Source organism: bacterium (assembly GCA_013360195.1).
Taxonomy (GTDB): Bacteria; Electryoneota; RPQS01; order RPQS01; family RPQS01; genus JABWCQ01.
The window spans coordinates 480,559-502,688 of sequence record JABWCQ010000002.1 but is presented as its reverse complement, the minus strand read 5'-3'; the positions used below and the strand labels follow the sequence as shown (position 1 = coordinate 502,688).

The window sequence follows — 22,130 nt, the reverse complement described above, 5'->3', positions numbered from 1 at the left end:
GTATCAAAAGAAGGTGAAGAGTGAAATTCGCAGACTTGTCGCATCGGCAGTCTGGTCGGACGCGCGAACTTCCTCGGCGATGAGGATGTCCGGTGTCCATGTGTAATAGCAGTGGCGAAGCTCAGCGCGCATACCGATTCCGTTCAAACCTAGTTTGACCCCAACTCCGATGTCAATCAGACTGCGAAGGTCTTCTGCAGTCGTTTGAACGACTCCAGCTCGTGGAACTTCGAGTGCGCTTCCTCCTCCAACGAAAGCATAGGGAGTCCAATGTGATTTGTTGGGCAGCGAGCCGACGATATGCACGGCAGTTTGGTAACCGAAGCGGAGCGAATCATATTGCGCGTCTGACTTCTTGCCATTGGGAAAGGTGAAGTCACCCACAACTTCAAGTCCGATAAACTCCGTAATGGAGTAGCCGCCCTGAAAGGAAAGCTGCATAAGATAGCGACGGCCATGCACGCTGGCTGCCCACGTCTGCAACGAGATACCCCCACCAATTTCCATCAAGCCAGGGCGCGGTTTATATATGCGGAGAGATTGTGTTGTCGGCTTGGTGTCAAGCCAGACAGACTCGATTTCATCCCGGGCGAAAACTTGAAACTCGGGCTGGCGGAGATGCCGCTGTTCCCAGGAGGTAATGAACAGTGCCGAGGTGTCCTGGCGAAGTACTGCACCTTCGATGACTCTACCGTTTTTCAGACGGACGTAGTCCAGCGCGTGAACCGGACCACTGGCTATCGCAAGACCAAAGAGGAGTATGATTGCAAGGGGCATAGGGTCATTTGGGTTGGTAAGTCGGGAGCCCAGGTAATTTTACGGAATTTTCACGAGACTAACTACTATTCCGGGCGAATTCGATTTATGCAGGTTCACGAGAGGCAGGGGAGGTTGTCGTAAGGGAGCCATACTCTCAAGTTGTGAAAAAACAAACAAGGTCGGTAGCTAAGTAATTGAGTTTTGGCTAATAAAAAGGCGTGATGACACTTAGAAGACTTGTCTTTCGGGACGTTCAAATGTATATTGCTTGATATAGTTAGTAGCAGTTATTCACACAATTACATTGCCTGCCCGTGACCCAACCGCGTGACCTGACCTTTACGCCTCCCAGTTTCGCCTTGCATCTGGTCCAACTAGCCGGCAAGCCAACATTGCTGGGTGCGGACCACGTGACGTGGAGATTTGGTGGTATGGGGATTGATGTTGTTGCGGGCGGAAATGGAAGCGGGAAGACGCTATTGTGCTCGGCCATAGAGGCGGCATTCTTCCCGGATGTCAACGAGTCGCTCCGAAATGGTTTATATGATGCCGGACTGAGAGAAGTGACGGTTGTTGGTCTGATGAACTCGACTCGATCGGAGTGGACGCTGGTACTCGAAACGGGTGAGGTCATCTGCAGACCCCAAGGTGAGGGAATTGGATCACGCAGAACGCCGATTTTGGCGATTATTCATGCGAACGAAGACAGCTATGGATTCACTCCGCATATTGTCACAAACGGTCAATGGCGGCTGCCGGACGCGGATGTTCTGAAATGGGCAGCCAGGCTAAGCTGTGTTCCGTTGCAACGTGAGATTGCGGCGTGGGAAGCGCGGTTGGAGAGTCTGGAGCAGGGCAATGGTCAGAAGTCTCCCGTGGAGTTGAGCACTGAACTGGAAGACATCGAGCGACAACTGGCGGACATCCATGCGACTCAGACCGCGTTGAAGGCGGCAGAGGAAAGAGCCCTTGAACTTAATGAGAGTATAGCAGAGTGCGAGCTTGCGATACAAGTCGCGGCTGCCGAAGAAACCGCGTTGGTGAAGAAGATTGAGCTTGCTGAGCGGGCTGTGCATCTTGAAGGGTGGGTGCAGGAGCTGCGCACGTCGTGGGAGGCCGCGGAGACTGTGCGAACAACTTTTTCTGAACTGAATGAACAGCTTGAAGAAGTGCAGAGCGTTGTGCGAAACCTGCCGGAGAACGCAGACCAGTTAGCACGAGATTACCTGCAATTGCTGGATGAATTCGAGACTCTCACAAGCAATCTTAAAGAGCTTGAGAGAACGATGGAAACGCGTCAAGAGCAGCGGTCGTCACTTTTGCGGGAATTAGCCGCTACGGAAGAGACCATTGCGGCCCACGAGCTGCCGGATAAAGAAAGTTTGACGCAGGACCTCTTGTCGGTTGAACAGGAGTTGACCGAGATATCCAGAAAACGCATTGATTTATTGCGCCGCAAGGACGCACTTGAACACCAGCGATCGGACAGGTATCGTGAGTTTGCCGCTCTGGGCGAAGCCGAATGGTTGAGTTTGCGTGAGTATCTTCGTGCAGTTCAAGCGGACGAACAAACCAGCCTGGATCAGAGGCACCATGAGACTGTCCGCGAACTTGCGGAAATCTCGCAACGGCTGCAGAGAGACTTTGCCGGATTTGAAAAGCTTTCGAAGGATACTCCGGGACGGATTGAGCGGCTGTATTCCATTCGGGATGCAATCGCCAAGCGGGAGACAGAGTTGGCAGCGCTGCGGGCGAAAGTTGTGGAGGTGCAGTCGCAGGGGACAGGAGAGGGACTGCGGTTTGGACTTATGACGGTCGGTGCAATGGCCGCGGGGATTCCTGCCGCATTCCTGCTGGGGTGGGATGTCGGATTCTTTGGGGCGCTATTGGGAGGCGGAGCGGGTTACGGTATCGGAAAGCTCATATCTCCGCGGCTTGACGCGAACTACGAAGACTATGTACGGAGAATCGAGTCGCTGCAAACGGAGCAAAATGAAGCATTGGCTGCAAAAGAGACGTTGCGACTTGAACTGGTGCGGTTTCCTGATCATCTTGGACTTCACGAAACGCTGGCTATATGGAATGAATTTGAGTCTTTGCACGGGCGGAAGCTTGAACTCGAAGCCCGTGTTGCCGAAGTTGCGCGACACGTGCCAAATCAGGGTCTGCTACCTGAGTCATTCAGACGGTTTGAACCTGCGGAAGTTCGCGAACGAGTTGCCGCCTTTGATCAGATTCAAGCGGAACTGCAAAATGTAACTGAACAGATTTCGGCATTTGACAGCCCTGACGGACCGGGCGCACGGCGAGAGGCGCTCGACCTTGAGGCCACACAACTCCGGGCGAGATTAGACGAGTATGAGTTGGCGACGGCGCGACGCGCTGAAGAAATCAGCAAGAAACGTTCGCAGATCCAATCCATGCTTGCCGATTTAGAAAAAGAGATTGCGCTGCAGCCGAATCTGGATGAACTTCGAATGTCCGCCAGAGATATTCAGGCACGCGCTGAAGAACTGGATGCCGCTGCCGGAGGGACTCTTCGCGCACAGGGAGCCGCACGGGTGCTTAACGCCCTTGAAATGCGTTCGGTACTGCAGGAGAAGATCAGAGAGGCAAAATCGCGTTTGAGCACGCTTCATTCGCCGCAGGAGCTTGCCGCAAGAACCGGCCTGATCGAAGAGGAACTTCTTGAAGTAAGTGCGCGCCTGAGGGAAATCGATCCGTTATTCGGCACGCTTGAATCGCGCGGTGACGCCTTGACCAAGTATCGAATGCAAATGACACGTCTGTATGACAACAGAGTGGAGAGCGAGAAACGTATTGAGGAGTTGCGACGGGAAATTCTCGACCTGGACTTGCCAGAACTGAGAGCAAGAGCGGAGGAATTGCCGGCTGAATCATTGCTCCTTCACAATTACAAAGTCGTGCAGACCCAAATCGAGGAACTTCAGAAGAGCATTTTCGCTGCGCAGAATATGGGTGCCGCACTGCGGGTGGAACTGACGGAACAGTTCGAGCAGTCCGAGTCTCGTGTGCTGGGTGAATTGAAGAGTCTGGTTTTTGAAGCACTGGGAGAACGGATTGCTTCTATCGAGTTCGACGGAGGAGAGTGGTATGTGTTTACCGACAATGGAACACGCCGCCGGCTGTCTACCCTGCCGAGGGGAGTCATTGAGCTGGTTTCCCTCTGTTTGAATTCAGGAATACTTGAAACTGTTCGGGACGCTGAGCGTGCGCCGGTCGTCTGGGATGACGTTCTTTCACAGCTTGATGATCATCATCTTTCAATTTCAAGAAGAGTAGTGGAATCACTGTCACGCGATCGTCAGATAATATTGCTGACACGGGACTCACGAATCCGAACTTGGGGGCGGACTGCAGAATTGCTTGCAGGCAGGCACGAACCGAGCATTATTCTGAATTAAGCACGAGTCGACCTGGAACTTTCAAAGGGCTGTCCGTGGACGACAGCCCTTTTGCTTTTGGCAACAGCGCACGTGGTTCAATTGACCACAATTTTCGCGACGTGACGTGGAATGATGACAACAGTGAAGTCAACTGCCTGCAACCAGCGGTTCAGCAACCCGGCCATTCTTACCGAAACGGAAGACGGCCGGTGACATGCTTTCTGCAAGAATAGTGTTGCAAGCAACTTCTATTCTGACCGGCGCTCGCAGGATGCAGAGTGAGTTGTTCGCGGACGGCAACAACAGCCGTGACAATTGAGCAAACGAGTGGTTCAGTATCACTTGGGAATTGATTTTGCTTTCGCGAATAGTGACAGAATCGAAGCCAAGCGGCGCGAGAACTATCGATAAGACAAGCAAGTTTAGGATTTGCCATTGCAACTTCCAGAATCAGACAAGACTTTACCCGGAATGAACGAGTCCGGACAACAGTCGGGTGAAAAAAAGCCGGACTTTGAGGCGCTCGAGCTCGAGTTTCTGGGCAGCATGCTGCCGGGAATCGTTCACAATCTTGCGACACCGCTCTCAGGAGTTATTGGCGCAACTCAATTGCTTGAAATGCGTGTCGGTGAGCAGGAACGACTCTTGAACGAACTCGACCGGGGTGTGACCACATCAGCAGACGCATTAAAAGTTCAGCACCAGAAGAGCTGTTCAAATCTGGATATCATGTCCAGAAACGCGCGACATTTGACCGATTTGCTGCAGGTTATCATCCGCCGGTTCCACCGCTGCGGGCAGAACACGCCGGGCCCGGTGTCACTTTTTGAACTGGTCAGTAATGAACTGCAATTCCTGGACGCAAATCTTACTTATAAGCATAAAGTACGCAAACGATTTGACCTTGCGCACGACTCTTACACCGTATTCGCGGTCTACAAGCATGTCGTTGCGGTGATTGACGAGTTTGTTCTACGCTCGCTTGCCGCACACGATTTTTCGAGAGGCCTTGTTGAGGTCAATGTGACCACAAATTATGAGGCCGGGAACGGGATTCTGCAATTGGAGGCGAAGTTCTTTGAAACGGACGAGGAGCCGCTTGAAACCGACTCGATAGACATGTTTCTGGCACGGCTTGGCGAGAATGGCGCCTCTTATGAAACGCACCATGAAAAAGGAAATTTGACCATCACAATAACCTTTCCGCGGCAGGCAAAGGGGACTTGATTGTAAACGCATGAAGTCGTATCGTATTGCAGAATTACGATAGGACTATCCAAGTGAACGATTTAGACGGAAAGTATGCAGATGCCCGCAAGATGGTCGCGAGACTGGATGAGCGGGCTTCTCTCGCTCTCGAAGCCTGCCTTCGCGGCAGCGGTGTCTTGCTCAAGTATTGGCAGGCACTCAAGAACCATGAAATCCGGGAAAAGAGTAAGGGAGACCTGGTTACAAGTGCTGACGTCGAATCCGAGGCTGAGATTTCCGAATTTCTATTGCGGGAAATGCCAGAAGCAGGAATTGTATGCGAGGAGGGCACCGTCAGACACGGAAAGGGACTGGTCTGGTATCTTGACCCGCTTGACGGGACAACGAACTTTGTGCAGCGCTTTCCGGTATTCTGCGTAAGTCTTGGACTTGCAGAGCTGCGAGACAATCAAGCTCCGGAGCTGCTTTGCGGTGTTGTGCTAAATCCGGTATCAGGCGAGTTATTCTGGGGTGTGAAGGGAAAGGGCAGCTACCTGGGCACGGAGAGGCTGGCTGCAGCGCAAAAGGAACGGTTTGGAGAGGCGATGATTGCCACCGGATTCCCGCGGCGTTACCACGATGAGTTACAGAGCTTTCTGAAAGAGTTTGCCTATATTTTTCCGCGCTGCAGGGCGATCCGTCGGGCGGGATCGGCAGCGTTGGATTTGTGCTGGACAGCACAGGGTGTTTTTGACGGCTTTTGGGAGCACCGGTTGTCGGCGTGGGATATTGCGGCCGGAGCACTGATTGTTCAAGAGGCGGGGGGGATTTGCAGCGACTTTGACGGCGGCGATGGATTTCTTGCCAGCGGGAACATTATTGGTGCGTCGAGACTGATTCAAGCGGAACTGCTGCGCTGTATCCGTGCCGCACGAGCGGAGTAAGAAGCTGACAAGGTGAAAAGAGCCGCTCATTGAGCGGCTCTTCTGCGTTCCAACATTGGACTACCGGATCGGCCAGTTCAAACTGTGCTTATAATCCGGTGGAACCTCTATCTTGATGGTCTGGTCAATTTCGCCTGAGTTAATCTCGAACACTCCGGCCGGCAATTGACTGTCAATCAGGACTCTTGAATCCGGCGAAGTTCGTTCAATTTTCACACGGCCGCCTGAGCGCATATAAAGCCGCATCGGTTGACCTGGAAGTATCACGGCAGGCGCTGAGTCCGGTTGTCCGGAGTTCTTTTCACCGAGCGGAACGGCGGCGGAGATCACAACCGGGAAAATGGACTCGTTCAGTTGTCCTTGAGCTGCAAGTTTGTAATAATAAGTAACGCCCGGAATGGCAGACGTATCCTGATAGAGATAGTCGGCGGCACCGGTTTCCGGATGAAACGCGATTTCCGCAAGCACAGAAAAATTGCCGATCTCCTCATAACCACGGTAGACACGGAATTTGACGACCGCCGGAGATTGCTGGTCAAGCGACCAATTCAGGCGTATATGTCCGTCTTCCGTTGAATTCGCACTAAACAGTGACAAGAGAGTTGCCAGCTCGGGCAAGTCTTCAGCGTGTGCAGTGTTCAAGCTAAGAATGACCAACAAGCTGCAAATGATGTTACAAGTGCGCATGTATCTCCTTCCGTCTGTTTTGCAAATCATGACGACTTATTCTCACGTACCGGTTCGAATGCGAGGGCTTCCGCTCGTCCTTTGTTCTCAGAGACACTCCAGAGCAACCATGCTCCGAGCACGAAGAAGACCAGCAGCGACAGCATTCCCGTGCGAAGGCTTCCTGTAACCCAGACCGCCAGGCCGAAAATAGCCGGCCCGACCGCGCTGGCAAACTTGCCCGAAATTGCGAAAAAACTGAAGAACTCCGCCGATTGACGAGGGGGAATCAAGACTGCCTGCAATGAGCGCGAGGCAGCTTGTGTTCCGCCCATCACCAGCCCCGCAAGTATCCCGAGGTACCAATATTCCTGACGCGCGTCGCCCATCCATCCAAGCTGCCAGCCCCAGAGAGCAATGATACTCCATACCGCTACGCCGATCAGTACCGCGCGGCGATTGTCAAGTTTGTTTGCGATTATGCCGAAGAGGATTGAACCGATGAAAGCGATTCCCTGCACCATCAGGAAAAACATCACCAACTCAGCGGTAGAAAGTCCCAACTCCTGGTCCCCGAAAATCGAGGCCATGACGATTACCGTTTCAATCCCATCGTTATAGAGCAAATAGGCGAAGAAGAACCGTGTGAAATTGGGAAGCTGATTCAGATGGCGAATGCTCTGACGCAGTGCCTGCAGCGCATGTCTGATATCGGCTCTGGGACCCGTTCCGACTCCAGGCACGGCAATGGCGACCGGAATCGTGAAAACCGCCCACCATACAGCGGCACTAAGGAAGCAGTGCTGGACAGTGAAGGTTCCGTCGGCAAAACCCAGCATACCCGGATGTTGGAGCATGGCAAGGTTTACGGCAAGCAGTAAACCGCCGCCAAGATAGCCCCATGCCCAGCCAATGCTTGAAACCTTCGCAAAGTCCTGAGGCTCGGCGATATCGAGCAGCATCGCATTGTAAAAGATCGCCGAACCTGCAAAACCGTATTGTGCAACGGTGAACCAGAGACCGCCGATGAGCCATTCGCCCGGACCAATGGTTGCCAGCATCGCTGTTGCCATCACCCCCAGAGATGTGTGGAGAAGCAACATGCGTCGTTTCAGGTGTCCCAAGTCGGAGAAAGCGGAAAGGACGGGACCCAGAATGGCAACGAGAACCATGCTGGCCGAAACAAAGAAACTGAATACGGTTGCACCGGGTACCTGTGCACCCAGTATGTTCGTCCCTGCTGTTCCGCCTGCAACAACCCCGGCATAATACTTGTTAAAAATTACCGCAAGGATTGTCGTGGCGAAAGCCGAATTGCCAAAGTCGTAAGTGGCCCAGGCGAGAACTTGCCCGCGGTTCCTTCGGCTGAACGAAAATAGACTGCTCACGTATTTTAGCGGATATAGCGAACGGTCTGTGACAGCTTGGCCGCCGGAGTTGTAAGCCTCACGATATAGGTGCCGCTGGCAACAGGGATTCCGGACGCGTTCTGTCCAGCCCAGGTGACCAGATTCGTTCCGGTGCGGCTCTCTCCATCAAAGAGTGTGCTCACCTGCCTGCCGAGAAGGTCAAACACCGCTACGGTTGTCTTTGTCTGACCTGCGGGGGCAATCCAGCTTATGCGTACAGACCCGTTGAACGGATTCGGATAAGCGGGCAGCAACGAGAAATCGTGCGGCACTTGCCGCGGGCCTTCATTTGCATCAACTGTTTCAGTCAGCCATTCTTTCGCTTCTGCAAGGAATTGAGCGCGTGAGGTCGATCCCGCTTGCCCGGATGCTGCTTCGAGACCAAAGCTTAAGAAAATAAACTTGCCTGTTCCGTGCACACCGGAAATACCGCACACTTCCTCGGTCAGAGTGTCATTTATGAAGATCGCCGTCGCATTGTCCAATGGTGTGATTGACGACGGGCTGGTCTGATTTGCGGCACCCTGTGACCCGAGAAGAAGCAGGAATTGTCCGTCGACATCGGGGTCATCTCCGAGGCCAAAAGCCCTAAGTCTATCGGTGTCTTCACGGTCTTGAGTACAATAAAAGACGTCGTGAAGGAATTGGGCTGTGTTGTCATCGTCCGTGATGTTCTGACCTGTGACAAGGACTCCGCCGCCGGTCTGCAAGTAATTCACAATCGTTTGCTGGTCTGTCGATGTCAGCGTGTTTTCGCTGTCATCTCCGGTCATCCAGATGAGCCACGGGACTGAGGAGAGGTCGCCGACTGCCGAGGTTTGTCTGTCCCACAAGCGCACGGCTTCGTCATTTTCTTCAAGCGAACTCGTGATAAATGTTTCGTAATCTTCACCGCTGTCATCATCAATCAAAACGACATCGGAGGCGGTCAACCAAATGTCAAAGGGGTCGGTATTGTCGTGCAGAGTCACAAAATCCCGGGTCTCCGTCAAGTAACGCAGAGGTGTCGTGATCACCATCCGGTTATTGCCTTCCAGCAAGGGTCGGTTGCCGTTCGAATATTGCTCACCGGCGGCAATATCCACTGATGTCCAGATTGAATCCGGATACTCTGCGGCATAGAAGTCAATGTGCACAGGAACCGTTGATTGGTCGAGCGGACCGGTAATCGTTCCGAATACATTTGTCCGGCGGCGGAGGTCAAAAGAGATTTCACGCCCGTGCTCGAACGTGTCCGGATTAGCAGTCATAGCCCAATAACGAAGGCTGAATTGTACGCGCAAGGGAAGGGCAATATCTTCGACCAAGGGGAGCTGCCATGTATTCGGAAAAGAGACTGTCACTTCTTCGCCGGGCGGCAAAATGAAGCCTTGCGAAACGGAGCTGTAGTTTCCGTTATCGTCAGCGGTCACATAACACTCAATCGAGTCGGTGCCCAGATTGGCTATATGTGCATGAAGTGTCGTGTTGTCGCCCTCAAGCAAAGGCAAACCGGGGTCGGGAGTGGCCTGCGCCTGGACTTCCGCAAGAACTATAGGCCCTGCGGAGATAATCCGCTCCAGTCCCATCCAACCCATGTACGCGCTTACCCAAGAGTGGTCATTTCCATTGCTGATGCAACACGTGCCGGGAGGAATACCTCCATCATCGTCCACATCAAATGCGAGCAGCGAGTCGGCGTAAAACACTCCACGATTCCAATAGAGCGAATCCCCGGTAATCTCCCAACACCGAAAGGTCGCGTTGGAATACCATGTGTTATATGCATGGTACCAGCTTGATGGAGCCTCCCATGTTTCGAGCTGAGTGCCATACTGGTCAATCCACAGCTCGCCACTATCCGGATAGGCAACCCATAAGGAGTTGCATACGCCCCATAGCGCGGTTCCGCCGCACAACGCCCACTCGGTGGCGTTGTTCAACCGGGAGGGATTTGCTTCAAACCAGTTGCGGATCAGGCGGGCGCGGGCAAAAGTATGATCGCGCCAATCATTGCGATTCCGGTAGACCGCGTGAGCGTACATTCCGCCGATACCCAGCCCCTGTGCAGCGACGTTAACCGTGGAGTTCAGACTCAGCGGGTTATTCATGACCCACCAAGCGCAGCTGTCGGCGTACCAATTCATGCTGGTATCGCTGTACGCTTCACGGAATTTGAACGCGGCTTCGAATCCCCAGCCGCAATTGTGCATGGCGTAGTAGCCTCCGCCTTCTTCACGCCATGCCGGCCAATTGATATTATATGTCCATGCGTTGCGTATATTCTGGCCGTAACGTGCCGTGTCACCTGTCCAAATCGCATATTGAGACCAGATTCGAATGGCCTCCTGTGTGTTGTCGGTTTGGATGATGCTGAAGTCGCCGCCAACCTCACCTTCACGCATGCCGCCGAAGTTCTGACCTTGAATCGTCACCTGAAGTCCGGCCAGAAAATCACAGAGTTGCCGGTATTTGACAAAATAGGCAATCTCGTCAAGTGGTGTTCGGGGTAATCGAGTACCTGTTTCTATGTTACGTGGACTCTGCTCTTGTCGGGCTTGCTGCCGTTCCGCCTCCAGTTCTTCCTCCGTCCAATAAGGTGTGGCCGTCGCCAGCGTCTGGCAGACGGCAAGTACGATGAAGGTGGCAAGGAAGGTAAGTGACGGTCGCATAAGCACCCCTAATGAAATGAGACGTATTGCGATAAGCTGAGAGCGATTCCGGCGGTTACATGAATCGCTTGAAGAACTTCAGGATTCCCTGATTCCAGGCGATTCGATGTGTTATACCTGACCCCTGAGGAATCGTGTGTTTGTTGTCAAGATACCACTGGTAGCTGCGAATCAAGGCCTGAGCATTGGAATACCTGGGCTTCCAGCCGAGTTCACGTTTGGCCTTGTCGATGGACACAAAGCTGTCCTGATCGGCAGTGCCGTAAACCCACTTGTATAGAGGTGAAAGCCCCATCGCTTCAAAAGTCATCAATGCGAGCTTGACCGGACCTGCCGGAGTTCCCCACGGACGGGCGCCGTTACCTGCATACTGGCACATCGCTCCCATATCTTCCCGCACCGTTTTGAATTCCTCCGCGCCGACGTTGAACGTCGAATTCGCTCGAGTGGCTTCCACGGTTGCCGCCAGATAAATTGCCTCGGCGAGGTCATCCACTTCCAGTAGCTGATAGCGATTACTGCCGTTTCCGATCATGGGAATCCGCTTACCGCTTTCCACCCAGTCATAGAGAATTTGAAATACACCCAGACGATGGGTTCCAATGAAGGTCTTGGGTCGGATTACGGGTACGCAGAAGTCCGCGGAACGAAACTCTTCACAAACTTTCTCAGCAAGTATCTTGCTCTCGCCGTAGGGTCCGACGCCGTGCACTTTGTCGGTTTCAAAAAGAGGGTGATGATCGGGAATGCCGTAGACGGCTGTTGAGGAGACAAAGACGATTCTGTCCACACCTGCCTGTTTGGCAGACTCCAAGACGCGCCGAGTGCCTTCAACATTAATCTCAAAGATATCTTTGGGTTTCCACAGAGGAAGCGCGGCCGCTCCATGGACGATAACATCAACCTTATGTTCAGCCAGGATTTTATCCATTCCCGCCTTATCCCGGACATCGTGCTGGATAAACACGGAACCTGCCGGGTATTCCGACGTTTCAAACGGGGCTATGTCAGTGAGTATGAGGTCCCAACCATGTTCAGCAAAGCAAAGCGCCGTGTGCAAACCGAGAAATCCGGCGCCGCCAGTTATTAGTACTTTCACGAAATTCAGCTCCAAATTGGACCGAGGTGGCCCGCCGGTGCCTCCCGGCGGATAATGCTTAATTCAAGATTTCTAAGATATAAAACCCAGACCGGACTTTCAAGGCACCCGGTGAAGCGAGAAAAGATGGGTCAGAAGTTGACAAGGCAGTCTAAGCAGGTTATATTACGGGTCTTATGTCACATATCCTCGACCTACTAGATGACAAGCCCCGAGACAAGTGCGGGGTCATGGCACTATTTGGCCATCCGCGCGCGGCCGAACTGACCTATTTGGGGCTTTATGCACTCCAGCACCGAGGACAGGAGTCTGCCGGTATTGTGAGTTCGGACGGTCAAAAACTGTATTCGCACAGAGGCATGGGTCTGCTGGCGGATGTCTTTCGTGACCAAAGCAAGTTCAAGGAGCTTGAAGGGAATTGGGCTATCGGCCACGTCCGCTATTCGACGACCGGGTCTTCGTCTTTGACAAACGTTCAGCCACTCATGGTGATAACCAAGGATGGGCCGTTAGCTGTTGCCCACAACGGCAACCTGACCAACGAACGTGCCCTCCGTCGCAAGCTGGAGGGCGATGGCGCAATCTTCCAAACGACCTCCGATTCGGAGCTGTTCGTCCATCTTATCGCCCGCTCAAAGGCTCCGACTATTTCGGAACGACTGGCCGAAGCGGTCAAGGAACTTGAAGGCGCCTTTTCCGTTGTGCTGATTACCAAAGACGAAATCATTGCGGCGCGGGACCCGCACGGCTTCAGGCCGTTGGCCATGGGAAGAATTGGCGAGGGGTTTGTCTTTGCTTCTGAAACTTGCGCTTTCGATATTATTGGTGCCGTTTATGAGCGCGATGTGCAGGCTGGAGAGATTGTGACGATTTCAACGCGTGGCTTTGAGTCCATTCAGTATGCACAGCCGAATTTGAACATGTGCGTGTTCGAGCTCATATACTTCGCCCGTCCGGACAGTCACATTTACGGCACTTCCGTGGACAAGGTGCGCCGGAAGCTGGGGAAGGTGCTGGCCGAAGAGGCACCGGCAGATGGCGATGTGGTCATTTCCGTCCCGGACTCATCAAATACATCTGCGATTGGCTATGCGCGGCAGAGCGGAATTAAATTTGAAATCGGGCTGATTCGAAACCATTACATCGGACGAACCTTCATCAATCCGTCGCAGTTCATGCGCTCTTATAATTCGCGCATAAAGTATAATCCGGTCCGGGGGGTTCTTGAAGGCAGGCGCGTGATTCTCGTCGATGACTCCATTGTTCGAGGAACGACGTTGAAAAAGCTAGTCGGCGCAATTAAGGCCGCCGGCGCGCTTGAAGTGCACGTGCGCATCGCTTCCCCTCCGGTACGCTGGCCCTGCTTCTACGGCATGGATTATCCGACTCGCCGGGAGTTGATTGCGGCTTTCGCTTCACCGGCTGAAATTGAAAGTTACCTCGGAGTGAATTCCCTTCGCTATCTGTCGCACGAAGGTATGCTTTCCGCGACGCGCGACACTCCGACAAACTATTGCACGGCATGCTTCTCAGGGCGTTACCCGGTACCGTTGAAAGACCCGGCACAGTTGGCCGAACTTACAGAGCCGGACAAAGAATGGGCACGCGCAGAGCTTGAAAGAGTTCTGCGTTCAATGGAGTGACAGTGGCCGAAATCAGTCGTCCAGACAGGCTGCTTCCCAAACCGTCGCGCTTCGCATTTGAACCAAAGCCGCGGCCGCGAAAGTTCCTTACCGTTCCGAATATACTGAGTATCGCCAGAATATTCCTGCTCATCCCGCTTTTTCATTTTCTGAAGCTGGGGCCGAAGGAGAACGGCAATTTCTGGGCAATTGTTGTAATGGCGATCGCGCTTGTCAGCGACATGATTGACGGACTTATCGCGAGGTGGTTTCACGTCGAGACCGACTGGGGTAGAGTTTTGGACCCGCTCGCTGATAAAATTTGGCTTGGTGCACTTGCAATCTTCCTCGCGCTGCCGACGCGGGAGAACCCATTGCCGCTCTGGTTCCTGGTGGTCATACTGATTCGCGATGTGTTGATCGTCTCCGGATCCTACTACGTGTACAAGAAGCGCGGTCTGGTTGTGACGTCCAACTACATCGGCAAAGCGACGATGTTTGTTATCGCAGTCACCCTGATCAGCTATACGGTGAATTGGGTACCGCCGCTGTTCAGCGGTCTTAGCCCGATCAGTATGGTCTGGGTTTCTTGTCTCTTTATCGCGATTTCCGGTGCGCAATACGGATTGCGATTCCTGCATTATAGTTCCGCGCAATCCGCCACGGAGCGGGTTCGCTCCGATTCTTAAACAGATTCCGATTTTTTGTTCCGATCCGGCGGGGCGGAGGCGCCCCGCTCGTTTTTTGAACCTACGACTTATGGCACTGAAACTTTACAACACACTCACTCGAAAAGTTGAACCCTTCGTTCCTCGCGAACCGGGCAGGGTAACGATGTACACTTGCGGTCCGACCGTTTATGCGCGGGCGCATATCGGGAATTTCAGGACTTTTCTGGTCTCCGATCTTCTGCGCCGGTATCTTGAGTATTCGGGATACAATGTCACATGGGTGATGAACCTCACCGATATTGACGACAAGACCATCCGCGGCGCAAATGAAGAGGGAGTTTCGCTGCGAGAATTCACGGACAAATACATTGCTTCGTTTCATGAGGACAGAAAGACAATCGGTATAACGGACGCGACACTGTATCCCAGGGCAACCGAGCATATTCCTGAAATGGTGAAGATGGTCGAAGATCTGATTGCGGCCAGGCATGCTTACATGACGGACGGTTCCGCCTATTTCAAGATTGACTCCTTCCCGACGTATGGACAGCTGGCGCGGCTGAACATGGAGGAGCTGCGGGTCGGTGAACGAGTCGCTTCAGACGAATACGAAAAAGAGGACGTGCGTGACTTTGCATTGTGGAAGGCCTGGGATGCTGTTGACGGGCAAGTCGGATGGGAGACAAGTCTTGGCAAAGGGCGTCCGGGCTGGCATCTCGAATGCTCGGCCATGTCTCTGAAATATCTCGGACGGAACTTTGATATTCATCTAGGTGGTGTGGACTTGATTTTTCCTCATCACCAGAACGAAATTGCGCAGACCGAAGGAGTGACACACGAACCGCTTGCACGCTACTGGGTGCATTCGGAGCATCTGCTTGTTGACGGGCAGAAAATGTCGAAATCACTCGGGAATTTCTATACGGTTTCGGATCTTATCGAAAGAGGATGGAAGCCGCGCGAAATTCGCTTCGGGCTACTGGCCGGTCATTACAGACAGCGCACAAATTTTCAGGCGTCGGGGCTTGAGAGCATTAAGCAGTCATTGGCGCGGTTTGAGGCATGCACGGTGAATCTTGAGCATGCGTCAGGGCGGGGTGGGATGTCTGAACTGAAGGACACGATTTCAAAGCGTGAGCAAGAGTTCAGAGACGCACTCGATGATGATTTGAATTACCCGGAAGCGTTGGCCGCCGTTTTCAACTTTGTCCGTGACGCCAACACGCTGTGCCAGGACCAGAAGATAGGAAGAGCCGAGCAGGACATAGCTTTGGAAGCGATGAAGCGATTCGACACTGTTCTGGGCTATCTCAATTTGCGGTCTGAAGTTATGGACCCAGAAGCCGCTGAAATTGAGGCCTTGATAGCCGCAAGAAATGATGCCCGCAAAGCCAAGAACTGGGCTGAAGCCGACCGGGCCCGGGATGCCCTCAACGAGCGAGGGATTATCATAGAGGACCGGGCCGGAAAAACGGTCTGGAGGCGGAAATAAGAGAGGCATTTGACAAATAATTGGAGGTTCAAAAGCCTGAAAAACACGCAATTTTTGCTCAAATTTGCGTAACTCCCGCTTGACAGCCAATTTACAAGTCCGTAACTTTGGGTCTGCGGTTTTCGGCGGTACCACAACTGCTGGCGTAGCTCAACTGGTAGAGCAGTTGATTTGTAATCAACCGGTTGCGGGTTCAAGTCCTGTCGCCAGCTCTACTCCAACGAGTTGCAGTTAATTCCCAGACAATCCCCGGTGGCATGCCCGAGTGGCTAAAGGGGGCAGACTGTAAATCTGCTGGCAGACGCCTACGGTGGTTCGAATCCATCTGCCACCACCGGGTATCCTCCCGAAAAATACCGCGTTAGTTATTGTTCTTAGTGGCCTTAGAAGTGGTCGCCCGAGAGGCGTGCACCCTTTTATGGCTGTTTCTTCATTTGTTTCGTATGCGGGCGTAGCTCAGTTGGTAGAGCATCAGCCTTCCAAGCTGAGGGTCGCGGGTTCGAGTCTCGTCGCCCGCTCCGCGAATCGAAATAGAAAACTTGAAAATCGAAAGCAGATTTTCCGTTGGATAATGCGATCTCGAATTTTTCTGTTTTCTATTTCGCTCTGCTCGTGTAGCTCAGACGGTAGAGCGCGTCCTTGGTAAGGACGAGGTCAGCGGTTCAATCCCGCTCACGAGCTCCATTGACACCCTACTGCCTCTTAGGGCTGTCCAGAATTGTTTTCAGAATCCAAAAATATCATCATACTGCTGTACCCCTAAGGAGGTTGTCCGGCAATGGCAAAAGCCAAATTTGAACGCACGAAACCGCACGTGAATATCGGCACCATCGGTCACGTTGACCATGGAAAGACCACGCTCACCGCTGCCATCACCCAAGTGCTTGCGGCCAAAGGTCTCGCCCAAGCCCGTAACTACGACGAAATCGACAACGCGCCGGAAGAAAAAGAGCGCGGCGTGACGATTAACGTCCACCACGCTGAGTACGAAACTGAAAAGCGTCACTATGCGCACGTTGACTGCCCGGGCCACGCCGACTATATCAAGAACATGGTCACCGGCGCGGCGCAGATGGACGGAGCCATTCTGGTGGTTTCGGCCGCAGACGGTCCGATGCCCCAGACGCGTGAACACGTCCTGCTTGCCCGTCAGGTGAACGTCCCGGCGCTTGTGGTCTTCCTGAACAAGTGCGATCAGGTGGACGATCCCGAATTGCTGGACCTCGTGGAACTTGAAGTGCGCGAACTGCTTTCCTCGTACGAATTCCCCGGAGATACTTGCCCGGTGATTCGCGGTTCAGCGCTGGATGCTCTGTCCAACCTGAACGATCCCGCGAAGACGAAGTGCATCACCGAACTTATGGACGCCGTTGACAACTTCATTCCGGAACCCGAGCGCGCGCTGGATAAGCCGTTCCTGATGCCGATTGAAGACGTGTTCTCGATTACGGGTCGCGGTACCGTGGGTACGGGCCGTATCGAGCGTGGCAAGATCAAGGTCGGCGAAGAAGTCGAAATCGTCGGCATGGGACAGCATAAGAAGACCGTTGTAACAGGTGTGGAAATGTTCCGCAAGCTGTTGGACGAAGGCTTCGCCGGTGACAACGCAGGTCTGCTGCTCCGCGGTGTGGAAAAAGACGAGCTCGAGCGCGGTATGGTGCTCTGCAAGATCGGCTCGATCAAACCGCACAAGAAGTTTGAAGCTCAGGTGTACGTGCTGTCCAAGGAAGAGGGCGGCCGTCATACTCCGTTCTTCAACAATTACCGCCCGCAGTTCTTCTTCCGCACAACCGACGTGACCGGTGCTATTCACCTTCAGGGCGGCGCGGAAATGATTATGCCCGGTGACAATACGACCATCACGGTTGAGTTGATTACCGATATCGCGATGGACGAAGGTCTGCGTTTCGCTATCCGTGAAGGCGGCAAGACCGTCGGCGCAGGTCGCGTCACCAAGATTATCGAGTAATCTAGTACGTTGTTTGGTGGCTGGGGCCATGAGCCCCGGCCACCTGTTCCTTTTGCCGCCGTGTCGAGGCATCGCCGCGGCCGCGGTACACGGCAGTAGCTCAACGGTAGAGTCCCGGTCTCCAAAACCGGTTGTTGGGGGTTCGAATCCCTCCTGCCGTGCAAAGACTGAGGAATCCCTCACTATACACGACCATGTTCAAGAAAATTGCCGAATATCTTGCCGATGTGAAGAACGAGATGTCAAAAGTCTCGTGGCCTACACAACCCGAAGTAATCGAAAGCACATGGATTGTGCTCGGTCTGACAGTGGTTTTCGGCATCTCCGTTTTTGTGGTTGACCGTATCCTTAGTTTAGGTTTGCAGCAGCTGCTGTAAACCGCGGAGCGCGTGAACTTCGAGACCATTGTTTGTCCGGTTTGTTCCAGTCCTGACTACAAACCGGAACGAATTGTCGGCGATCGGTTTCGTGTGCTTCAAGACCGTACGTACGCGCTGGTACGGTGTCAAACCTGCAGATTGATCTATCTCAACCCTCGACCGGACGAATCGTCCATCACTGCCTTCTATGATACGCAGGGCTATGATCCGTTCGGATCGGCGGGAAGTGAGCCACAGACCATGTCCGCCAAACTTTACCAGAAGTTCAGGCCACTGTCCATTCGGCGCAAGGCAGCAAGGGTTGTCGATGGTCTTAAGCCTGCCGACAAATGTCTGGATGTCGGTTGTGCGACTGGCGAGTTTCTGGTTGAACTGAAACGGAGAGGTTTCGAGGCGGAGGGCTGTGAGCCAAGTGAAAAAGCGGCACAGTTCGCCCGGGACAAATACGGATTGCGAGTTTGGACAGGAGGGATTGAAGCCGTTCCTGCCCATGCCGGACCTTTCAAGTTGATCACGCTGTGGCATGTTCTCGAACATGTGCATCGACTGCGGGAAACACTTGAGACGGCGAAACAGATGCTTTCGCCTCGCGGTCGAATCGCAGTTGCCGTTCCAAACCCAGTCTCTTTTGATGCCAAAGCCTATGGCGATACCTGGGTTGCATGGGACACTCCAAGGCATTTGTACCATTTTGAACCGCCAGTAATGCTCGACCTGTTGATTCGAGCGGGTTTCGATCCCCGGAGCCTTGGCGCTGTGGCCTTCGATGCCTTCTACCATTGTATTCTGTCGGAACCGCGCTCGCCTTTAGGAATTATGCGCGGAGCATATCGGGGATCACTCAGCTATGCCAGCGGTCTGTTAGGTGGGCCGGGTTCGTCTGAGTTGTATATCGGATATAAACGTTCATTGTGAGCCTGTAATAAAAATGCATCATCCTACCGACGCACCAATCCGCGAAGGTGAGCTGGGCTGGTATGTCCTCCATGTGTTCACCGGACAGGAAGAGAAAATAAAAGGATTTCTCGAGGAGGAATCCAAACGGCTGGGTGTTGCCGATCAGATCACGCAAGTTCTGATTCCCAAGGAAGACGTGATCGAAATGCGCGACGGGAAAAAGAAAGCGAAAACGCGCACGTTTTTTCCGGGCTATATGCTTGTGGAGATGGTTCTCAACAAGACCACGGAACACTTGATTCTCAATACTCCGCAAGTTATCAACTTTGTCGGGCCGAAGAACCGGCCAGTTCCGCTGCGGCGTCACGAAGTTGACCGCATTCTTGGCCAGCAGGACAAAGCCGCGGACATGGAATTGATTGAGCTGCCGTTCAATGTGAATGACACCATCAAGGTGATTGACGGACCGTTCAAAGATTTCACAGGAATTGTGCGCGAAATCAACATGCCGAAGCGTAAGGCGAAGGTCATGGTCTCGATTTTCGGAAGGTCCACGCCAATTGAGCTGGACTTCCTGCAAATTTCCACCGAGTTAGGAACAAGCTAAGAAATTTTCACCTCATTTCCCCGAAATTATCGGGGGAACATGAATAGAGATACACTATGGCAAAGCAGATTACCGGATTCATTCGCTTGCAAATTCCCGCCGGAGCGGCAACACCTGCCCCGCCGATTGGACCTGCGCTCGGTCAGAAGCAGGTTAACATTATGGAGTTCTGCAAGCAGTTCAACGCGCGTACCGAAAAAGACAAAGGTATGATCATACCGGTTGTCATTACGGTGTACAAGGACAAGAGCTTCAGCTTTATCACCAAGACTCCGCCGGCCGCGATTCTTGTCAAGAAGGCTGCCAAGCTGGATAAAGGATCCGGTGAACCCAATCGCAACAAGGTGGGAACAATCACCAAGGCCGCGATTCGGGAAATTGCCGAAATTAAGATGAAAGATTTGAACGCCAATACGGTGGAAATGGCCATGCGAATGGTCGAAGGCACCTGCCGTTCGATGGGCGTGACAGTAACGAACTAATTCTTCATTCATAAACGGGTGGGAGTGCGGTTCTCCGCACGTTGGACCACCGAGGAGCAAACTTGCCCTATTCCAAGCGCGTTAAGCGCAATCGTGAGCAAGTTAATCGCAACACCGAATTGCCTCTTTCGGACGCGATTAACACGCTCAAGAAATCCGCACCTGCGAAATTCAACGAGACTGTTGAAGTGGCGGTGCGACTGGGAGTTGATCCCAAGAAGGCCGACCAGATTGTACGCGGAACGGTCGTGCTGCCGCACGGCACCGGCAAGACGGTGCGTGTTGTCGCAGTGACCAAAACCAAAATCAGCGAAGCGCAGGACGCTGGAGCCGACCATGCCGGATTCGAGGACATTCTCGAACGTATCAAGGGCGGATGGACGGATTTTGATGTTCTTGTAGCGACACCCGAGGTCATGGCCGACCTTGGCAAGCTGGGTAAGATTTTGGGTCCGCGCGGATTAATGCCGAACCCCAAAGCCGGAACAGTCACACCGAACATTGGCAACGCCGTGCGCGATGTCAAGGGAGGCAAAGTCGAGTTCCGGGTGGACAAGTACGGCATTTTGCATCTCGGTGTAGGCCGCATCAATTTCAGCGCGCAGCAGCTCTTTGAGAACATTGAAGAGTTCTTCAAGAATATCATGCGCAACAAGCCCGCTACGGCCAAAGGGCAATATGTCAAGTCTGTGTTCCTCACTTCCACAATGGGTCCGGGAATCCGTGTCCAGCGCGCTGAAGTGGAAAATGCCAGACTCCACTAAGCCCGAAGGAACGATAATATGTCATTAGCAGAATTGCAGAACCGCACAATCCGTCCCGAAAAAACCGCTATCGTGGAGGACTTTCGCGAGAAGGTCAGCCGGGCGCAAGGATTGTATCTTACGGATAATCTCGGCTTGACCGTTGAGCAGATGACGGAATTGCGTCGCGAGTGTTTCAAGAACCAGGTTGACTTCATGGTCATCAAGAATACTTTCTCCCGGATGGTCTTGAAGGAGAAGGGCTATGAAGATATTCTGAAGCACTTGGATGGTCCGACCGCCATTGCCATTGGATATGACGATGGCGCGACGCCCGCTCGTATTCTTGACAAGTTTATCAGTACAACGGATAAGCTGAAAGTTAAGGGTGTTATCTTTGACGGCAAAGTACTACCCGCGTCTGAACTTACCGCAATAAAGGACTTGCCGACTCGTGAACAAGCGCTGTCCGGAGTAGTCGGTGCGATTTTTGGCCCAGTTCAGGGCTTCTACAACGTCATCAACGCCGTCTTGCGCGACTTTGTGTCCGTCGTGGATCAGATCGCGACCAAGAAACAGGGATGACGAATTCCATATCTTTCCAAGAATAAGTAACAAACCATAACGGAGAACAACCGTGCAGCAGATTATCGAAGCCATCGAAAAAATGTCAGTCCTTGAGCTTGTCGAGCTTAAGAAGGCATTGGAAGAAAAGTTTGGTGTTACCGCCGCAGCCCCGATGATGATGGGCATGCCGATGATGGGTGGTGCCGCCCCGGCCGCTGCGGCCGCTGAGGAAAAGACCGAGTTTGATGTCGTCCTGCAGGACGCCGGTGCCAACAAGATTCAAGTGATCAAAGTCGTGCGCGAACTCACAGGTCTCGGTCTTAAAGAAGCGAAGGACCTCGTGGACGGAGCGCCCAAGACCGTGAAGGAAGGCGCACCAAAGGACGAAGCACAGAAAATCAAGGCCAAGCTCGAAGAGCAGGGAGCCAAAGTCGAAGTCAAGTAAGGCTATCGCTGCCTGCATCTTCGCCGCGCTATCCCGGGAATCAAGTCTCGGGTTGCCGAGTCCCTTCAGCGCTGTTAGAAGCGTTGAAGTCAGACTTGGCAATTTGCGTTTATTAAGCGACCATCTCTTCCG

The 22,130-nt window shown here is 53.1% G+C and carries 20 protein-coding genes and 5 tRNA genes; 19 read left to right on the top strand and 6 right to left on the bottom strand.

Going from position 1 to position 22,130, the window contains the following annotated elements; genetic code table 11:
• Positions 1 to 3 precede the first annotated feature (3 nt).
• A complete protein-coding gene (locus tag HUU59_03510; GenBank protein NUO18493.1) occupies positions 4 to 777 on the bottom strand; it encodes a hypothetical protein in 774 nt (257 codons plus the stop codon).
• Positions 778 to 1,118: 341 nt separating this feature from the next.
• On the opposite strand from HUU59_03510, the gene HUU59_03505 reads away from it, so the two are divergent.
• A complete protein-coding gene (locus tag HUU59_03505) occupies positions 1,119 to 4,184 on the top strand; it encodes a hypothetical protein (protein NUO18492.1) in 3,066 nt (1,021 codons plus the stop codon).
• A 129-nt stretch (positions 4,185 to 4,313) separates the two neighbouring features.
• Here HUU59_03505 and HUU59_03500 read toward each other — a convergent pair whose 3' ends face one another.
• Positions 4,314 to 4,508: a hypothetical protein gene (locus HUU59_03500; GenBank protein NUO18491.1), complete on the bottom strand. Its 195-nt coding sequence runs from the start codon at positions 4,506 to 4,508 to the stop codon at positions 4,314 to 4,316.
• Positions 4,509 to 4,601: 93 nt separating this feature from the next.
• Between HUU59_03500 and HUU59_03495 the strand changes: the two genes are divergently transcribed.
• Complete coding sequence (locus HUU59_03495) at positions 4,602 to 5,393, top strand: hypothetical protein (GenBank protein ID NUO18490.1); 792 nt, start codon at positions 4,602 to 4,604, stop codon at positions 5,391 to 5,393.
• A gap of 53 nt (positions 5,394 to 5,446) precedes the next feature.
• On the top strand, positions 5,447 to 6,298 hold the full coding sequence (locus HUU59_03490) for an inositol monophosphatase (protein NUO18489.1): 852 nt from the start codon (positions 5,447 to 5,449) through the stop codon (positions 6,296 to 6,298).
• A gap of 60 nt (positions 6,299 to 6,358) precedes the next feature.
• Here HUU59_03490 and HUU59_03485 read toward each other — a convergent pair whose 3' ends face one another.
• Genes HUU59_03485 through HUU59_03470 form a run of 4 tightly spaced genes read right to left on the bottom strand, consistent with a single transcriptional unit; the run spans position 6,359 to position 12,123 of the window.
• Positions 6,359 to 6,985 (bottom strand): hypothetical protein, encoded by a 627-nt coding sequence (locus tag HUU59_03485; GenBank protein NUO18488.1) that lies wholly within the window; start codon positions 6,983 to 6,985, stop codon positions 6,359 to 6,361.
• Between the two features lie 26 nt (positions 6,986 to 7,011).
• Positions 7,012 to 8,352, bottom strand: a complete 1,341-nt coding sequence (locus HUU59_03480) for an MFS transporter (GenBank protein NUO18487.1) — start codon at positions 8,350 to 8,352, stop codon at positions 7,012 to 7,014.
• Positions 8,353 to 8,357: 5 nt separating this feature from the next.
• A complete protein-coding gene (locus HUU59_03475) occupies positions 8,358 to 11,024 on the bottom strand; it encodes a T9SS type A sorting domain-containing protein (GenBank protein NUO18486.1) in 2,667 nt (888 codons plus the stop codon).
• A gap of 55 nt (positions 11,025 to 11,079) precedes the next feature.
• Positions 11,080 to 12,123 (bottom strand): NAD(P)-dependent oxidoreductase, encoded by a 1,044-nt coding sequence (locus HUU59_03470; protein NUO18485.1) that lies wholly within the window; start codon positions 12,121 to 12,123, stop codon positions 11,080 to 11,082.
• A gap of 176 nt (positions 12,124 to 12,299) precedes the next feature.
• On the opposite strand from HUU59_03470, the gene HUU59_03465 reads away from it, so the two are divergent.
• The 16 genes from HUU59_03465 to rplL all read left to right on the top strand — a co-directional run bounded on the left by HUU59_03465 (position 12,300) and on the right by rplL (position 21,998).
• Positions 12,300 to 13,766, top strand: a complete 1,467-nt coding sequence (locus HUU59_03465) for an amidophosphoribosyltransferase (GenBank protein NUO18484.1) — start codon at positions 12,300 to 12,302, stop codon at positions 13,764 to 13,766.
• A gap of 2 nt (positions 13,767 to 13,768) precedes the next feature.
• Positions 13,769 to 14,434, top strand: a complete 666-nt coding sequence (locus HUU59_03460) for a CDP-alcohol phosphatidyltransferase family protein (protein NUO18483.1) — start codon at positions 13,769 to 13,771, stop codon at positions 14,432 to 14,434.
• Positions 14,435 to 14,504: 70 nt separating this feature from the next.
• Positions 14,505 to 15,908, top strand: a complete 1,404-nt coding sequence (locus HUU59_03455) for a cysteine--tRNA ligase (protein ID NUO18482.1) — start codon at positions 14,505 to 14,507, stop codon at positions 15,906 to 15,908.
• Positions 15,909 to 16,047: 139 nt separating this feature from the next.
• Positions 16,048 to 16,120, top strand: a tRNA-Thr gene (locus tag HUU59_03450).
• Positions 16,121 to 16,159: 39 nt separating this feature from the next.
• Positions 16,160 to 16,242, top strand: a tRNA-Tyr gene (locus HUU59_03445).
• A 111-nt stretch (positions 16,243 to 16,353) separates the two neighbouring features.
• A tRNA-Gly gene (locus tag HUU59_03440) sits at positions 16,354 to 16,426 on the top strand.
• A 90-nt stretch (positions 16,427 to 16,516) separates the two neighbouring features.
• Positions 16,517 to 16,592: transfer RNA gene (locus HUU59_03435), tRNA-Thr, on the top strand.
• 94 nt (positions 16,593 to 16,686) lie between these two features.
• Entirely contained in the window at positions 16,687 to 17,877 is a 1,191-nt protein-coding gene (tuf, locus tag HUU59_03430) for an elongation factor Tu (GenBank protein ID NUO18481.1), read from the top strand.
• Between the two features lie 89 nt (positions 17,878 to 17,966).
• Positions 17,967 to 18,038 (top strand) — tRNA-Trp (locus HUU59_03425).
• 33 nt (positions 18,039 to 18,071) lie between these two features.
• On the top strand, positions 18,072 to 18,254 hold the full coding sequence (gene secE / locus HUU59_03420; protein ID NUO18480.1) for a preprotein translocase subunit SecE: 183 nt from the start codon (positions 18,072 to 18,074) through the stop codon (positions 18,252 to 18,254).
• Positions 18,255 to 18,266: 12 nt separating this feature from the next.
• Positions 18,267 to 19,172 carry a class I SAM-dependent methyltransferase gene (locus HUU59_03415; GenBank protein ID NUO18479.1) on the top strand — a complete coding sequence of 302 codons (906 nt, stop codon included), beginning with the start codon at positions 18,267 to 18,269 and terminating at the stop codon, positions 19,170 to 19,172.
• Between the two features lie 13 nt (positions 19,173 to 19,185).
• Positions 19,186 to 19,761, top strand: coding sequence for a transcription termination/antitermination factor NusG (nusG, locus tag HUU59_03410; protein ID NUO18478.1), 576 nt, complete (start codon positions 19,186 to 19,188; stop codon positions 19,759 to 19,761).
• Between the two features lie 56 nt (positions 19,762 to 19,817).
• Positions 19,818 to 20,243: a 50S ribosomal protein L11 gene (gene rplK, locus HUU59_03405; protein NUO18477.1), complete on the top strand. Its 426-nt coding sequence runs from the start codon at positions 19,818 to 19,820 to the stop codon at positions 20,241 to 20,243.
• A gap of 62 nt (positions 20,244 to 20,305) precedes the next feature.
• The gene (locus tag HUU59_03400) at positions 20,306 to 21,007 is read left to right on the top strand and encodes a 50S ribosomal protein L1 (protein ID NUO18476.1); all 702 of its coding nucleotides are present in this window, start codon (positions 20,306 to 20,308) and stop codon (positions 21,005 to 21,007) included.
• Between the two features lie 18 nt (positions 21,008 to 21,025).
• On the top strand, positions 21,026 to 21,571 hold the full coding sequence (locus HUU59_03395; GenBank protein ID NUO18475.1) for a 50S ribosomal protein L10: 546 nt from the start codon (positions 21,026 to 21,028) through the stop codon (positions 21,569 to 21,571).
• An 82-nt stretch (positions 21,572 to 21,653) separates the two neighbouring features.
• Positions 21,654 to 21,998: a 50S ribosomal protein L7/L12 gene (gene rplL / locus HUU59_03390; GenBank protein ID NUO18474.1), complete on the top strand. Its 345-nt coding sequence runs from the start codon at positions 21,654 to 21,656 to the stop codon at positions 21,996 to 21,998.
• Positions 21,999 to 22,130: the final 132 nt, after the last annotated feature.

Bases quoted from the DNA above. Each gene is read 5' to 3' on its own strand.
- rplK (NUO18477.1), top strand. From the start codon at position 19,818: ATGGCAAAGCAGATTACCGGATTCATTCGCTTGCAAATTCCCGCCGGA.
- rplL (NUO18474.1), top strand. From the start codon at position 21,654: ATGTCAGTCCTTGAGCTTGTCGAGCTTAAGAAGGCATTGGAAGAAAAG.
- HUU59_03455 (NUO18482.1), top strand. From the start codon at position 14,505: ATGGCACTGAAACTTTACAACACACTCACTCGAAAAGTTGAACCCTTC.
- HUU59_03485 (NUO18488.1), bottom strand. From the start codon at position 6,985: ATGCGCACTTGTAACATCATTTGCAGCTTGTTGGTCATTCTTAGCTTG.
- HUU59_03475 (NUO18486.1), bottom strand. From the start codon at position 11,024: ATGCGACCGTCACTTACCTTCCTTGCCACCTTCATCGTACTTGCCGTC.
- HUU59_03510 (NUO18493.1), bottom strand. From the start codon at position 777: ATGCCCCTTGCAATCATACTCCTCTTTGGTCTTGCGATAGCCAGTGGT.
- HUU59_03395 (NUO18475.1), top strand. From the start codon at position 21,026: ATGTCATTAGCAGAATTGCAGAACCGCACAATCCGTCCCGAAAAAACC.
- nusG (NUO18478.1), top strand. From the start codon at position 19,186: ATGCATCATCCTACCGACGCACCAATCCGCGAAGGTGAGCTGGGCTGG.
- HUU59_03465 (NUO18484.1), top strand. From the start codon at position 12,300: ATGTCACATATCCTCGACCTACTAGATGACAAGCCCCGAGACAAGTGC.
- tuf (NUO18481.1), top strand. From the start codon at position 16,687: ATGGCAAAAGCCAAATTTGAACGCACGAAACCGCACGTGAATATCGGC.
- secE (NUO18480.1), top strand. From the start codon at position 18,072: ATGTTCAAGAAAATTGCCGAATATCTTGCCGATGTGAAGAACGAGATG.